This window comes from Desulfatibacillum aliphaticivorans DSM 15576 (genome assembly GCF_000429905.1).
GTDB classification, from domain to species: domain Bacteria; phylum Desulfobacterota; class Desulfobacteria; order Desulfobacterales; family Desulfatibacillaceae; genus Desulfatibacillum; species Desulfatibacillum aliphaticivorans.
This window is the reverse complement of sequence record NZ_AUCT01000027.1, coordinates 20,976-35,374: the sequence shown is the minus strand read 5'-3', so window position 1 is coordinate 35,374 and position 14,399 is coordinate 20,976. Positions and strand designations below refer to the sequence as shown.

Below are 14,399 nucleotides of genomic sequence, written 5' to 3'. Positions count from 1 at the left end.
AAAAACCGCGTCCTATCTTTTCACCATCTTTGTCATATCCCACATAGGCAAAAAAATGGCTAAGGCAAAAAAACCGACAACCGCTGCTAATGCTATTGTCAAAATTGGTACAATGGCTTCTGACAGGGCCTTTACAGCGTACTCCACCTCATCGTCGTAGTGGTCGGAAATCACTTGAAGCATCTCCTCCAGGTTTCCTGACTCTTCGCCAATGGCCACCATATTAATGACCATGGGGGTGAAGAACTCTGCCTCCCTTAGCGGCTCCGAGATGCCCCGCCCCTGTTCCAACCTTTGACGGATGCCGTCAAACTGCCGGGACATGGCTGCACTCCCAATGGTTCCGGACAAGATAGTGAACGAATCCAATACGGTCACCCCGCTGGACTGCAATATAGCGAAGATGCTCGCAAACCGCGACATGGCCGCTTTTGTGAACAAGTCTCCGAAGATAGGCAGTTGGAGTACAATTTTATTAAAAGTATATTTCCCTTGCTCGGTCCTTAAGTAGAAATACAAGGCTACCGCCAGCAAGGCAAAAGCGCCGATTAAAAAAGGCCAATACGTGGCTAAAAAAGTGTATATGTTTATACAAATTTTTGTGGGCAAGGGTAATTCGATATTCGCCCTACTGAACATTTTGGCAAAAACAGGCACCACCTTGATTTCCAAAAGAAAGAAGGCCCCCGTTAGAACAATGGTTACCAGCGCCGGATAAATCATGGCGCCCCGGATGTCCTTTTTGACCTTTTCCTCATGGTCGATGATGTATATCAAGCGCTCCAAAATCTGGGGCAGAGCCCCGCTGGTTTCGCCGGCGCGCATCATGCTCAAGTACAAGGGAGAAAACACGGAGGGATGCTTTTTCATGGCCTGATGGAGGCTGGCGCCCTCCTGGATGTCCTTGGAAATCTGCGCGATAACCCTTTTTAGCTTGGGATTTTCGGTTTGCGACTCCGCAACCTGAAAAAGATCAATGATGGGAATGCCCGCCCTCAGCATGGTGGCGAATTGCTTGGTGAACAGGATGATGTCCCGAGACCCCACCCTGCTCAGCCTGTCGCCCAGGCTTTCCTTTTGCGCTTTCTCCTCTCCACGGGTTTTGGTGACCTTGGTGGGAATGAAGCCTCGGGAGCTCAAAATCCGCCGGGCGCCGTCGGAGGTCTCCGCCTCCAGCGTGCCTGACACCTTGGTTCCCACTTCATTCATCGCCGTGTAATTGTATGTCGCCATGATGCTTCCTGTCGCCTTGTTCTTAAGTCATAACTGCAGAGGCCGCTTCTTCCAGGGTGGTTCTTCCTGCAAACACCTTGTCCAGGGCGTCTTCCTTTAAAAAACGCATCTTGCCCGCGGACCTGGCCGACCGGGCGATTTCCTGGGACGAATCCCGCCTGGAAATCAAATCCTGAATGGCCTCGTCGTTTTTCAAAACCTCGAAAATGCCGGTCCTGCCCTTGAAGCCGGTTTGCATGCACATGGCGCAGCCCTTGCCCCTTTTGAAGTCCACTCCCGCCACGTCCGCCTGGGAAAGCCCCCAGGCCGCCAGACTTTCTTCGGTGGGGATGTAGCTCTCCTGGCAGCCCGTGCAAACGGTGCGCACCAGGCGCTGAGCGAAGGATACCAAAAGCACCGAGGAGACCAGGAAGGGCTCGATGCCCATGTCCACCAAACGGGTGACGGCGCCGGCCGAGTCGTTGGTGTGCAGGGTGGACAACACCCTGTGGCCGGTGAGGGCGGCCTGGACCGCGATGGAGGCGGTTTCGCCGTCCCGGATTTCGCCGACCATGATGACGTCAGGGTCCTGGCGCAGGATGGCCCGCAAACCGCTGGCGAAGGTCATGCCCGCCTTGCGGTTCAGCTGGATCTGCTTGATTTTTTCCAGGCGGTATTCCACCGGGTCTTCCACGGTGATGATGTTGATGTCCGGCTTGTTCAATGCCTGGAGAATGGCGTAAAGACTGGTGCTTTTACCGCTGCCCGTGGGGCCGGTGGAAAGAATCATCCCGTAGGGCTTGACGATAACGCTCTCAATCTTGGCGCGGTCATCCTTGTTCATGCCCAACTCGTGCAGGGAATAGATGCCGCTGCTCATGTCCAAAAGCCTGAGAACCAGATTTTCTCCGTAGATGGTGGGCACGGTGGAGGCGCGGACATTGATCTCGCGATTCTCCATTTTCAGGGTGAACCTGCCGTCCTGGGGAATGCGGGTGGTTGCAATGTCCATGTTGCTGAGAATCTTGATGCGCGAAATCACTGGCATAAGCAGGGATTTGGGAGGCGCAGGCACCTCGTGCAATTTCCCGTCAATGCGGTAACGAACGTGGGAGTAAGTCTTCTCGGGTCCTATGTGCACATCCGAGGCCCCCTCCCGGATGGCCTGGGACAGAATGGAGTTCACCAGCCTGACGACCGGGGCTTCGTCCACCATGCCGGCCAGGGACTGCACTTCGATTTCCGTATCCGCAGATTCTTCCTGAACCTGGGATTCCGGCCCCATTTCCAGGCCCTGCACTTCTTCCATGCCGTCGGCTAAAGAGGAAAAGCCGTACAGGCTGCTAATCAGCTGAGTCAGCTCCCGTTCCGTACAAATGACGGCCTCGACCTCGGTGTTGGTGTAAATTTCGATGGCGTCCAGGCTTTCAATGTCCATGGGGTCCGTCATGCCGACGGTCAGCAGGTGGGGCTTTTTGGCAAGGGGGACCAACTGATTCCTCTGGGCCATGTCCATGGGGATGACCGAGGCCAACTCGGCGTTCACCGGGTATTTGTCGGCCCTGTACCGGTCGATTTTCAACTGGGAGGCCACCGCGTCGATCATGGCGTCTTCCCGCACGATGCCGCGCTGCACCAGGAACTTGCCAAGTTTCATGCCGGACTTTTTGTGCTGGGCCAGGGCGTCCTTCAGTTGTTCGTCGGTTAAAAGCCCCCCCTCAACCAGTAGCTCGCCCAGTCTTTTTCTGATTCTCATCTCAGCTCTTATCCTCTACACGGGGCTGTTGGTAATGATATAAGTTGACGATTATGCGAAAAGGATCATGTTCCACAAAGTGTTCGATTCCTTCCAGATTGGCAGGCAATCCGATGCGCGCCTGGACGTCTCCATCCCTCTTTTTCAACATCACCCAGCCTGGAAAACTGGAGTATTCCCTATAGGAAGCCACCTTGCTCACGGCGTTAAAAAAGCGGAATTCCGCTTCCCGGGAATGGAGCGCCGGCCCTTCAAAAGCAACTTCCTTATCGAACCAAAAAATTATCTGGGAGTAATCGGTAAAACGCCCTCCCCACATACTGACCAGACCGGCCGGAAAAACCGCCGGTTCGGGTTTGGCGGCCGCCGGCGCCGCTACAGGCTCTTTGACGGCGGCGTATAAGGGCTGAGCCCGGGGCGGCTCCTCAAGCTGGGATTCAGCAATCAAAGGCTCTTCCTCCGCAATGGAAGCGGCATCTGCAGGGCCGGGCGCCTCCTGGGCTGGCTGCTCAGGCGTCTCGGGGGCTGACGATGCAACCGCCGAAACAGCGGGAGCGGCCGGGGGCGCCGCAGCCTGCTTGACGGCCGGGGGCTTGACCGCCGGTTTGGGGGCGACCGCCGCCGGGGCGGCCGACATCAGTTCCACGTTTGATTGCGGCGAAAAGCGTTTCCAAAGACTCGCAACATCCTCCTTGGACGCCACGCTGAGCCCCAAGGCAATGGCTGCGATAAGCAGCCCGGTAAACACAGGCCTTAAAGTTCGCTCCTGGCGTTTGATCGGCGTTCCCCGTTTGGCGCAGGAGCGCACCAGGCGCCAGTTCGCCTTCCGTCTGCTTTGTACGATCAGGGCGAGCAGCACCCTGTATCCCAGTTCCACAATTTTCCGGGGATATCCTCCCGTGGATTGATATACGGCCCAAAAACCGCTTTCGGAAAAGATGGCGGGCACAACGCCTTCCGCGGCCTCTCGGAGCCGGAACTGCACCAACGCCTTGGTTTCCTTATAGGAAAGGGGCGAAAGTTTGTGGTAAAGGCTGACCCGGTCGGCAAAATTAGGGTGTTCCTGAAGAATCTGGTCAAATTCCGTTTGCGCAAAAATGATGATTTGAAGCAGCTTGTTGGAATTGGTCTCGTAATTCAAAAACTCCCGAAGCACTTCCGTACAGTGGTAGGGGAGCTTTTGCCCTTCGTCGATAATGAGGGCTATGACCTTATCCTTTTCCACGCCTTGTTCGAACAGGTATCCCTTAATTTTTTCTTTGAGGCGCCGTTCCGTATCCTTTTCCGGGTCTACCGGAAGATTGAACATCTGGGCGATGATGCATAAAAACTCGTGGGCTGAGGAGCACGCAGGGTCCAGCAAGAGATGGGTCCGGACGTCCTTATCCGCGGAGAAGCGCCTGATAAGCTGGCGGCATAGGGTGGTTTTGCCCATGCCCACGTCCGCCGTGATCACGTTCAGCCCGCGGCGAAGGCGGACGGAGAGTTCCAGTTTTTGGAGGCACCCCAAGTGTTGCCGCGACCCGTAAAAAAACTCAGGGTCCGGAGAGTTGGAAAAAGGCTCCTTCTTCAAGTCCAGCAGTTGAAAATAATCCATGGCGCCTTATTCCTGACTAATCAGGATTCATTACCCCCCACGGAAGCGGGCATGTTGACGTTTTGCTCCTGCACCATCGCTTCTCCCGGCTTGGGCAAAACATTGGGGGTGAGGAAAATCAGGACTTCCTCCATGGCCTCGCTTTTGCTCTCCCCTTTAAAGAGGTATCCCAGGCCCGGAATATCCTTCAACCAGGGGATTCCCGTATCCCCTTCGGAGCTTCTCGTTTTGGACAGGCCGGATATAACGACCGTCTCGCCGTTTCTCACAATCAGATTGGTTTCGGTGCGCTTTTTGAGGATAAACGGGTTGCCTTCCACGTTGCGGGACAAGTCAACCTCGTCCTTTTTGATGGACACCTTCATTTTCATCTGCCCTTCGTCAATGACGTGGGGCGTGATTTCCAGCATCAAGGTGGCGTCCTTGAATTTGACTTCCCGGTCTCCGTCCTCATTGATGGTCACATAGGGAACTTCCGTTCCGTTTTCCGTGGACGCGGTCTGGTTGTCCAGGGTCGTGATGGAGGGCGTGGAAAGGATATTGATCTTACCTGCTTCGGCCAAGGCGCTCAACTGGACTTCCAGGATGTTGCTGCCCACCTTGCCGAACATCAGGCCCATGGTGGCGCCCATGGCGTCTTCAAAATCCACGGGAAAGTTAATGCCGTTGCCTTGGCCGCTCACGCCCTTGCTTCCCGTACCCGCGGTGTAGGCGCCTGTAAGAGGGGCGTCCCGGCTGGCCGCCGATCCGGAATTGCCGCCCGGGGTGAGCCAAAAGTCCGTATCGTTTCCCAGGCTGTCGTACCGGCCGTACATCCAGCCCCATTGGATGCCCAGGTCGCGGGCCGTGTCCCGGCTGGTTTCCACGATATTGGCTTTAATGTGCACCTGATAGGGCGGGCGATCCAGCTTGTTGATGAGCGCAAGCATTTTTTCCAGGTCTTCCCGGACGGCCATAAGGACCAAGCTGTTGTTATGCTTGTCCACATCAACGGAGCCGCGCACTACGCTGCCGGATTTATCGTTTTTACTCTTGCTTGCGGCGTTTTCGCCGGCGGAAGTGGCCAGGATGCTGTTCAAAGGCTCCACCAGCCCTTCGGGGTCCGCATAGTCGATTTGAACCACCTTCATGAGCAGGGGCTCCACGCTTTTGGCAACCAGCTTCTGGCGTTTGGTCCGCTCCTGTACCTGCTGGACGGCCAAGTCCTTTTCCATGTCCCCGGCGGTCATGATGCGGATGATGTCGCCTTCCCAGGCATAGCGCAGCCCTTGAGAATTCAGGATGCTCAGGAAAACTTCGTTCCACGGGACGGCTTTCACTTCCACGCTCACGCGCCCTGAGACATTGGAATTGATCAACAGGTTTTGCCCCACGCCTCTGGCAATAGCCCTTAAGACCACTCCCACCTCGGAGTCCTTCATGCGCATGGTGACCGGTTGGCTTGGAAGAGGGCGCTCGGGCGCCATGTCCTCTTCCTCCGCTTCGCCGATCAACTCGTTGTCATCAACGGAGCTCACCACCTCCTCTGAGGCGTCAATGAAGTACTCCCTGTCAACAGGCGAGCTTCCCTTGGCGGTCATGGACATGGTTTTCCATTTTTCAAAAAACGGATCGGGTTGCGCCTCTTTTTCCGTTTGGGCGCAGCCGGCCCATACCAGGAGAACTCCCAAGGCCAGCAGCAGCCCGCTATACTTTTTCAGACCATGCTTGATAAGAGCCATGTGCTTATAACCCTTCTTCCACATAAGGAATTAGCGAGGTGAATGTGCCCTCGCGGCTGACTATTTCAACGCGATCCTGATGAATAGACTTAAGCAGAAAGCCTGTCGCCGCCACGTCGTCGCCGACTTCATATTCCAAGTTATTGATGATGGCTATGCGTTTTGCGCCGATCTGTATAAACCCGGTATAAAAAAGCGCTATGGAGGGCGTCGGAATTTCCTCCTCAACCGCTTTGGTCTCCTCCGGCTCTTCCACTTTGACTCGGTAATAAAACGGGTCCTGCGGAAAAGGGGCGTCCGAATTGGCCACAACATAAACAGCCAACGCCTCCGGCTTGGCCTTGCCAACCTTTGTCTGCGACTCTTCGATGTTCTTCCGCAATTCAGCGAGTTCGGCGGCCGAATCCTTTACCTGACTCGTTTTTGAAGCGGAGGCCTTGCGCCCTTTGTCGCCCCCTCCGCCGGAGAACAAAAAAGTCGCCCCGTATCCTAGCAATGCAAGGATGGCCACAATGACAATGAACTTTTCCCGTTTAGCCATTAATCCGCGTCCCCTTTATCAATCAACAATCGCTTGCGGCCTAAATTTCGGTATAAAAACGAACCTTCAGGTTCATTTCTCGGGATTCAGGAATTTCGCGCATGGTAATCTGCAGAAACTCCTTAAACGCAGGATGCGCCCCCAAGTCGTGTAAAAAAGACCAAAGGCCGATGTAGCTTCCCGTCACCCTGGCATCGACCACGATCTCCCCCTTGTCTCCCATAAGCGAGGTGACATCCGGACGAATGCTTTCGGGCGTAAGCCCCACGTTTTCGGCCATGGCGCTCAAAGCCGTCCCGATATCCGCAGTTTCCTGCAGGGTCAGGCCGCGGCGCTCAATTTTCAATAGGCTCGCCGGATCCAGTTGGCCGGCTTTGACGACAGCTTCTGGAACTCCGGCGCCGGCGTCCTCTTCGGACAGGGGGGATAGCCCTTCCCTGGCCGAGGGCGGCTGCGCCTCGCTTAAAGAACGATTATCTTCAATGTCCTTTTCCAGGGTTTTTACGGCCAGCTTAAATTGGACGGTGGCTTCCGCCAACAACTTCTGCTCTTCAATGTCCTGCTTCAGATCGGAAATTTGTTTGTCCAGTTTTTGAGTGGTCTTGTAAGACCAGAAAGGCCCCCCGATGATTAAAAGAATAAGCAGCAGCGTAAAAATCAAAATTATTCTTTGGCTGGATGCTGGCAATCTTTTTTTGTTTTCACCTGCCATGATGATAGCGCTCCATCAAAGGTCTGTATCAGGCAACATTCAACTTCATGAAGAAATGCAGGACTTCGCCGTCGTCGGCGTACTCCTGAATTTCGGACTTGTGGATTGTTGCTTCCGAGAACAGCGGGGAATTGTCCAAATGCATCCAAAAAGTCGCCAGAGTAGCCTCCAGGACGTCCCTCTGACCAATGACCACGCCCTCCAGGACAAGGCCCATGCCCGGTTTAACCGCGTCCTCTTGTTCATCCTTTTTGGAATTTTTGCTTTTCTTGCCGGCCCCCACAACCTGGAAATCCACAGTCACCCCTAAAAGCTCCACCCGCTGGGGCTGCATTTCCCGCGAAACCCGCGCCAGTTCATTCAAAGCCGCCAAAGACTGAAAGCGCATGCTGTTTTCCACGACGTTCTCGTAGGCTTTGCTTACCTTGGACGCTTCCACCAGCACCTGGCCAATATCCTTGGCCGCCCCGAACTGGCTTAGTTCCGCATTTAACCCGGCTATGACGGCTTTCCGGGAGTCCGCCGCTTTTTCCTCTATGAGGTACACGCCAAAAGCCGCTATGAATAAAAGCAAAAACACGCCGATGATCATTTTGTTGATGCTGTTAACCCGTTCTACGGCCTCGCGCTGTTCGTGCGTGTATAACAGGTTGGGAGTCTGTTCGTTGGTGGACAGGGCCAAGCTCAGGGCGGGAGCGGTGCAGGCCCGCTCGGACTCAAGGGCGGGAGGCTCATCACCCGCTGAAAGGGGCAGGCCGGGCGCCCAGGGATCCACCCCTTCGCTTTGTATGCCCAACTGCTCCCCGATGTAATTCTTAAAAGGAGCGTGCGAGCTAAGAAGGCCTGACACCAGAATTTTTGAGACCCTTTGACTTCCGGGGTTGTTCTGGAAATGGGTGAGCGTTCTTTCCAATTGGCGGACAAGGCGGTCGGCCGCAGATAGGGTGAAATCGAAAACCTCCTCCGCGCTCAATCCATAGCCTGGGTCTCCTGATTCCAGGGGGGGGCTTTCCCCCGTCTCCCACAACAACACCCTCCGGGCCAATTCCAAATCCAGGGACTGAGGCTCCTTGGATTCCTTGAAAGACGGACCGGCCGGCGCCTGCGTTTCAAAGGCGGGCGTTTCGGACCTGGAGACCGCGGAATCCGGCAAAGGAGGAGGCCCCTCCACCGGGGAAATTTCAACAACGCCCTCCGGCGTCTGTTCGTCCTGGTACGACGACTCCATCGTCAATTCATGAGGGAGGTCATAGGAATCCGATTCGATAACCAGTTCCTGCATGGGAGCGGACTCCAGAGAGGAGGCGTCGGTTGTCTCCGAAACGGATTCCATGCTTTCCGGGCTGAGCTCCAGGGTTATTTCCTGACCGAAATCCTCTTCCTTCTGTTCAGCCATATGCAAGGTGGAATACCGCCATTGTTCATTGTACGATTCCACCAGGGCTTCGCTCAGGCTGTGGATGCCCGCTTTTATCCCCCGGGTCAGCACCAGGTTCGAGCCCGAAAAAATGTCAATACGGGTCCGTTCATCCCCCACATACAAAACCGCCACCGCGTCATCCGGCGCTCTCAGCCAGCCGGAACGAAACAGGTTCTGTACAAAAAAGGGCGGCGCTGTAAGCCCGGCGAGAGGATACCCGGCTTTGTCAAACAGATCTCTAAGTCCGTTGACTTCCCCGCGATCCGCCGTGTATGCGATCACAGCAATTTTCAAAACTCCGGAGTCCCGAACTTCCCCTTCCACCTGAAAGTCAAAAACCACTTTGGCGTCGTCAAAGGGGGATTCTTTCTTAAAAGTCCAGAAAACCGCCTCAGGCAGCTCGTCCCGCCCCACCTTGGGGACGAAAATTCTTCGAATGTCAACGGATTGGGAGGGCACGGCGGCCCATACCTGCACCGAAGAACCGGAGCAGAAGTCGGAAAGCGAAGATTTGAGAAAAGCGGCGAAATCGGGGGAGGACGGATTCACTCCCACGGGATAAGGAACGATCTTCCGCCCCATGGTGCGCCAACGCTTTTCGGAAATCTGGCTGGCTTTGACCAAAACCAGACGTTCACGGCCAAAGGTTACCCCGACATTGACGACTTTACCGCCGCCCCGCACTTTTTTGGGCTTGGAGGGCTTTTGCTTCTTCTTGGCGGAAGAAGACTTTTGTGTGGAAGCATTGCGGCGAGAGGCGGACTTTGAAGACGCCTCTTCCTCTTCTTCTCCCCGAATAACATTCAACAGTTTTTCGGTTGACGAAATTTCATCTCGCGAATTCAATGGCAACTCCTGCTTGCAGCCCCCATCTCCCGGTCCTGTATTTTCTACTGCCTTCGCACATACCGGACCACTGGGAACCGCCTTAGTAATCAACCCAAGTGTAAACAGCTGAAAGTCAGTAAATTCCGTCTAAAGGTCCACATATTGTGGCAAACACAAGAGACATCCCCCCATCTGGTACATTTATCCCCTCCCAGGACCTACCGGATTGCAATTGAATTTTAGTTTATCTCAACATATCAAATAGCTATCACACTCGTCCTAAGTTATGCAAGTTAAATTTAAGAAAAATTGTGAAATAGCTCACCTCCCTTAATTTTAGAGCTGTATTACTTTTTTCCACGGCCGCTTAAAATATCTTCAAAAACCATAAACCCGATAAAAATACATGGTTTGTATTGACCTTGCACCCAACTCGCCATACAATGGTTTGCCATTATAGATTCCACTGCAAGGAAAGCGATTATGCCCAAAAACAACAACTCTGCGGCCTCCAAACAAAAAAAACGCAACAAGCCCAAGAAAAAAAGCCTGCTCTATAGACTGTTTAAATTTTTCTTTGCTCTCATGATCATAGGCGCTGTTTTAGCGGCCTGCGCCGGGGGGGCTTTGTATCTTCACTTCTCTCAAAACCTGCCGCAAATTTCCAGTTTAGCTGACTACCGCCCCCCCATTGTATCCACGGTTTATTCTGATGACGGACGCAAAATCGGAGAGTTTTTCAAGGAAAGGCGCATTGTCATCCCCTTGGAGCAAATGCCTCCCATGCTGCTGAAAGCCTTTGTGGCTGCTGAGGACTCCAGATTTTACAAGCATGCCGGAACGGACTTTTTAGGGATCTTGCGGGCCATGATAAAAAATATAGAGGCCGGAGCCATCGTCCAGGGAGGAAGCACAATCACCCAACAGGTGACCAGGTCGTTTTTGCTGACCAGGGAAAAAAGCTATGAAAGAAAAATCAAGGAAGCCATCCTGGCCCGGCGCATAGACAAAGCCTTTTCCAAAGAGGAAGTTTTATACCTGTACCTCAATCAGATATACCTGGGCCACGGGGCCTACGGGGTTGAGGCTGCGGCCCAGAATTATTTCGGCATTCACGCCTCCCAAATGACGTTGGCGCAATGCTCCATCCTGGCCGGCCTTCCTCAGGCGCCCAGCCGGTACTCGCCTTTCCATCATTGGGAAAAGGCCAAAGCCAGAGCGGTATACGTCCTGAATCGGATGTTTGATGAGCAATACATCACCAACATGGAAGTGGCCAAGGCGGTCAGCGAACTGGATACGCTGGACATCAAGCCCCGCCGCAACCTCTATATGGAGCAGATTCCCAATTACACGGAGTATGTCAGGCGTTATGTGGAGGATAAATACGGCCAGGAGATGCTGTTGACCGGAGGCCTGACCATCACCACGGCCGCCAATATTGAAATGCAGAAAATCGCCCGGGAAGTCATTGAAAAGGGACTGAGAGACCTGGACAAAAGGGAAGGCTACCGCGGCCCTTTGGAACACATCCAGCCTGAACAGATAGAGGGTTTTTCCGCTGAGCTCCCTCAAGAGCCTCCCGCCGCGGACTCCATCGTCAAGGGCGTGGTGGTCTCCATTGCGGACGATGACAAACTGGCCATGGTCCGCATGGGGGCGTCCATGGGAACGCTAGTCATAGCGGACATGAAGTGGGCCAGAAAGCCCAACCTGGATATCGCCCCTTACGACTGGGGCGGAACCATCCAAAGAATATCCCAGGCCCTGGAGGTGGGGGATGTTATTGAAGTAAAAATCAAGGAAAAAGCGGAAGACTCCGACCTGTATTCCGTTGCCCTGGAGCAGGAGCCCAAGGCGGAATCCGCCCTGTTATGCATAGAAACCGAGACGGGCCATGTAAAGGCCATGGTGGGCGGCCGGGATTTCAACTCCAGCAAATTCAACAGGGCCTATCAATCCCGGAGGCAGCCGGGATCGGCCTTCAAGCCCATCATATACAGCGCGGCTATCGACAAGGGCTACACCCCGGCGACCATCCTCCACGACACCGCCGTGGTCTTTAACGATTCGTCCAATGATTTCACGTGGAAACCTCAGAATTACAAGGAAAAATTTCACGGCAAGACTCTCCTGCGGGACGCGCTGGCGCAGTCCAGAAACGTGCCCACGGTCAAGATCATGCAGGATATTACGGTTCCTTACGTCATTGACTACGCCAGGAAATTCGGCATCACCTCCAACCTCTCCCCGGACCTGTCCCTGGCGCTCGGGTCTTCGGGGCTTTCCGTGCTGGAGCTGGTGCAGGCTTATTCCGTATTCGCCAACCAGGGCTTTTACATCGAACCCTGCTTCGTCACCCGGATTACCGATCGGGAAGGCAATGTGCTTGAGGAATACACCCACAACAGCCGCAAGGCCATCGACCAGAGCACGGCCTACGTTATGACCCATCTCTTGCAGGGGGTTGTGGAGCACGGCACCGGCTGGCGGATCAAGGCGCTTAACCGGCCCGCCGCCGGCAAGACCGGCACCACAAACGATCTGTACGACGCCTGGTTTGTGGGCTATACGCCTCGATTGGTGACCGGAGTCTGGGTGGGCTACGACAACGAACGCCCCATGGGCAAGGGGGAGACGGGCTCCAGGGCCGCCAGCCCCATTTGGCTGGATTTCATGCAGCAGGCTTTAAAGGACAAGCCGGTGCGGGTGTTCCCCGTGCCCGAAGGCGTGGATTGGGCGAAAATCGACGCGGAAACCGGCCTTTTGGCCATTCCCGAGTCCAAAAAAACCGTGTTTGAGTGTTTTAAGCAAGGAACCGCGCCCACAAAATACACCCCCAGGCCGGGCGAGGTGGAAGAAGCGAGCGACTTGTTCAGGAACGATCTGATCCAGTAAAACCGGAGAGTTTGGAGGGGCGCTCAAGGGCAAGCTGATCCCGCTGCAGCCCCTGATCTTCTATAACGCCGGGACGCTCTCCCAGCCGCCCTTCCAAGGCGTCCATATTGGAGTTTTTCAGGCCGCGCAGCACCGACACGCTTTGGGGATGCACCCTAAAGGCAACCCGTCCGCTGGAAAGGCCTGCGTCTTTTAGCAGGATGAGAGCCTTTTCCAGAAACCAGGCCGAAAGCGCCAAATGCCCGAAGGCCGGGTGATAAGGTCCGGCCAGAACCGCGCCCTCCTCGTCCAGGGAGTCCGAGACGGCCAGCCCCATGCGCACAACCGGAATATTCGCCTCATGAAACATGCCGTACGCCTTCGAGCATAAATCCACGGCCCGATCCAGAGTTAAGGCCTCGTATCGCCCGCTTCGCCACATTTCCGCCAGGGGGCTGTTTTCCAAAACCACCGTGGGATAAATCCGAACGAAGTCCGGGGAAAGCGCGGCAATTTCACGGGCGCTGGCCAGGGATTGGGCGCCGTCGTCCCCGGGAAGGCCGATCATCATCTGAAGGCCGGTTTCGTAATCTCTTTCCCGCAACAGTGCATGAGCAGTCCTGGTTTCCAGGACTGTATGCCCGCGTTGAGACGCAGCCAAAACCCCTTCATCCATGGATTGCACGCCAAGCTCCACGGTTTTAACCGGATACCCTTCCAATAGGGACAGGCTTTGGGGGCTCACCGTATCAGGCCGGGTGGAAAAACGGATGCCGTCCACCCTGCCCTGGCTGACATATTGGCTCGCCAAGTCCAGTAGGTCCCGGATGCGCTTCCGGGAAATACCCAGAAAATTGCCGCCGTAAAACGAAATGATGGTTGGCCCCTTGGACTTGCGGGGAAAGGAAAGGTAACGCTCCACCTCCGCCCGGGCGCCCGCGACGCTGAAGGGGTGGGCGGCGCCGGTGATGGCCCTTTGGTTGCAAAACACGCACTGGTGCGGGCACCCCGCATGGGGCAAAAAGAGGGGAATGACAAAGGGCCTTTTTTCTTTTTCCATTTCAACGCACCGCCGACATTAAACTTACACGGAAACGTTTCACCCATAAAGGAAAAAACGCTTTGCCCTTTGACCCGGCCCGCTAAACTGCCTCTGGCGGGGGCCTGCCATGTATGCTATGAATACTTTGTTGAAATTAACGCCCAAACAACTCTTATCTGTCCTGAAAAAGAAAAGTGTTATGATGCCCGGCTTGGTTGCAGAAAAGGACGGAGGCTTGGTTTTTCCCATTAAAGTGCTGCCCCGATCCAGCGTGAACGCAGTCGTGGGGTTGCAGGACGGAGCCCTGAAAATCAAGCTGAAAGCCCCGCCCGTGGGGGGCGCGGCCAATAAGATGTGCATCCAGTTTTTGGCTAAAACCCTTAAGCTGCCTAATTCCTCCATTAAAATCCTGAGCGGCGAGACAGGCCGGACGAAACAGATAATGGTTCGCCCCAGAGAGGAAGGCTCCAAAAAAGAATTGGCCCGCCTGCGGAAGATCATCGAAGAGCTTGCCGTATAAATGATTTGCGAAAGCGAATTTTTTTGCTGACAATGGGACCGGATGTATGGTAGAGGTCCCTTTCGCTGATTCTCGAAGAGACGGCGTGTTCAAGCGCGGCCCCACAAGAGGCCGTTTGGAGGGCGCAAGGAATAATGAGCGCCGGAGCCCCTGAAATCACTGGATAATGCAAG

General features: G+C 54.8%; 10 protein-coding genes. 2 read left to right on the top strand and 8 right to left on the bottom strand.

The genetic code is table 11. The features are described from left to right. Positions 1-12 precede the first annotated feature (12 nt). From G491_RS0121010 to G491_RS0120980, 7 genes are all read right to left on the bottom strand, one after another. Positions 13-1,233: a type II secretion system F family protein gene (locus tag G491_RS0121010; RefSeq protein WP_028315967.1), complete on the bottom strand. Its 1,221-nt coding sequence runs from the start codon at positions 1,231-1,233 to the stop codon at positions 13-15. 22 nt (positions 1,234-1,255) lie between these two features. Continuing rightward, complete coding sequence (locus G491_RS0121005; RefSeq protein WP_028315966.1) at positions 1,256-2,968, bottom strand: GspE/PulE family protein; 1,713 nt, start codon at positions 2,966-2,968, stop codon at positions 1,256-1,258. Position 2,969: 1 nt separating this feature from the next. Continuing rightward, the gene (locus G491_RS34340) at positions 2,970-4,565 is read right to left on the bottom strand and encodes an ExeA family protein (RefSeq protein ID WP_051327423.1); all 1,596 of its coding nucleotides are present in this window, start codon (positions 4,563-4,565) and stop codon (positions 2,970-2,972) included. 20 nt (positions 4,566-4,585) lie between these two features. Then, positions 4,586-6,286, bottom strand: a complete 1,701-nt coding sequence (pilQ, locus tag G491_RS31805) for a type IV pilus secretin PilQ (protein WP_051327422.1) — start codon at positions 6,284-6,286, stop codon at positions 4,586-4,588. A gap of 4 nt (positions 6,287-6,290) precedes the next feature. Continuing rightward, a complete protein-coding gene (locus G491_RS0120990; RefSeq protein ID WP_028315965.1) occupies positions 6,291-6,827 on the bottom strand; it encodes a hypothetical protein in 537 nt (178 codons plus the stop codon). Positions 6,828-6,867: 40 nt separating this feature from the next. Beyond that, entirely contained in the window at positions 6,868-7,488 is a 621-nt protein-coding gene (locus tag G491_RS0120985) for a hypothetical protein (protein WP_157468451.1), read from the bottom strand. A gap of 79 nt (positions 7,489-7,567) precedes the next feature. Beyond that, positions 7,568-9,805, bottom strand: coding sequence for a hypothetical protein (locus G491_RS0120980; RefSeq protein WP_028315963.1), 2,238 nt, complete (start codon positions 9,803-9,805; stop codon positions 7,568-7,570). Between the two features lie 465 nt (positions 9,806-10,270). Between G491_RS0120980 and G491_RS0120975 the strand changes: the two genes are divergently transcribed. Further along, complete coding sequence (locus tag G491_RS0120975) at positions 10,271-12,685, top strand: penicillin-binding protein 1A (RefSeq protein WP_028315962.1); 2,415 nt, start codon at positions 10,271-10,273, stop codon at positions 12,683-12,685. Here G491_RS0120975 and G491_RS31800 read toward each other — a convergent pair. Next, entirely contained in the window at positions 12,663-13,724 is a 1,062-nt protein-coding gene (locus tag G491_RS31800; RefSeq protein WP_035219693.1) for an elongator complex protein 3, read from the bottom strand. The genes G491_RS0120975 and G491_RS31800 overlap by 23 nt on opposite strands. Before the next feature lie 181 nt (positions 13,725-13,905). Here G491_RS31800 and G491_RS0120965 point away from each other — a divergent pair, with 181 nt between their 5' ends. Next, entirely contained in the window at positions 13,906-14,226 is a 321-nt protein-coding gene (locus tag G491_RS0120965) for a DUF167 domain-containing protein (RefSeq protein ID WP_028315961.1), read from the top strand. Positions 14,227-14,399 lie beyond the last annotated feature (173 nt).

Excerpts from the sequence above, each read along its gene's own strand:
- G491_RS34340 (WP_051327423.1), bottom strand. The coding sequence starts at position 4,565 with ATGGATTATTTTCAACTGCTGGACTTGAAGAAGGAGCCTTTTTCCAAC.
- G491_RS0120965 (WP_028315961.1), top strand. The coding sequence starts at position 13,906 with ATGATGCCCGGCTTGGTTGCAGAAAAGGACGGAGGCTTGGTTTTTCCC.
- G491_RS31800 (WP_035219693.1), bottom strand. The coding sequence starts at position 13,724 with ATGGAAAAAGAAAAAAGGCCCTTTGTCATTCCCCTCTTTTTGCCCCAT.
- G491_RS0120990 (WP_028315965.1), bottom strand. The coding sequence starts at position 6,827 with ATGGCTAAACGGGAAAAGTTCATTGTCATTGTGGCCATCCTTGCATTG.
- pilQ (WP_051327422.1), bottom strand. The coding sequence starts at position 6,286 with ATGGCTCTTATCAAGCATGGTCTGAAAAAGTATAGCGGGCTGCTGCTG.
- G491_RS0121005 (WP_028315966.1), bottom strand. The coding sequence starts at position 2,968 with ATGAGAATCAGAAAAAGACTGGGCGAGCTACTGGTTGAGGGGGGGCTT.
- G491_RS0120975 (WP_028315962.1), top strand. The coding sequence starts at position 10,271 with ATGCCCAAAAACAACAACTCTGCGGCCTCCAAACAAAAAAAACGCAAC.
- G491_RS0121010 (WP_028315967.1), bottom strand. The coding sequence starts at position 1,233 with ATGGCGACATACAATTACACGGCGATGAATGAAGTGGGAACCAAGGTG.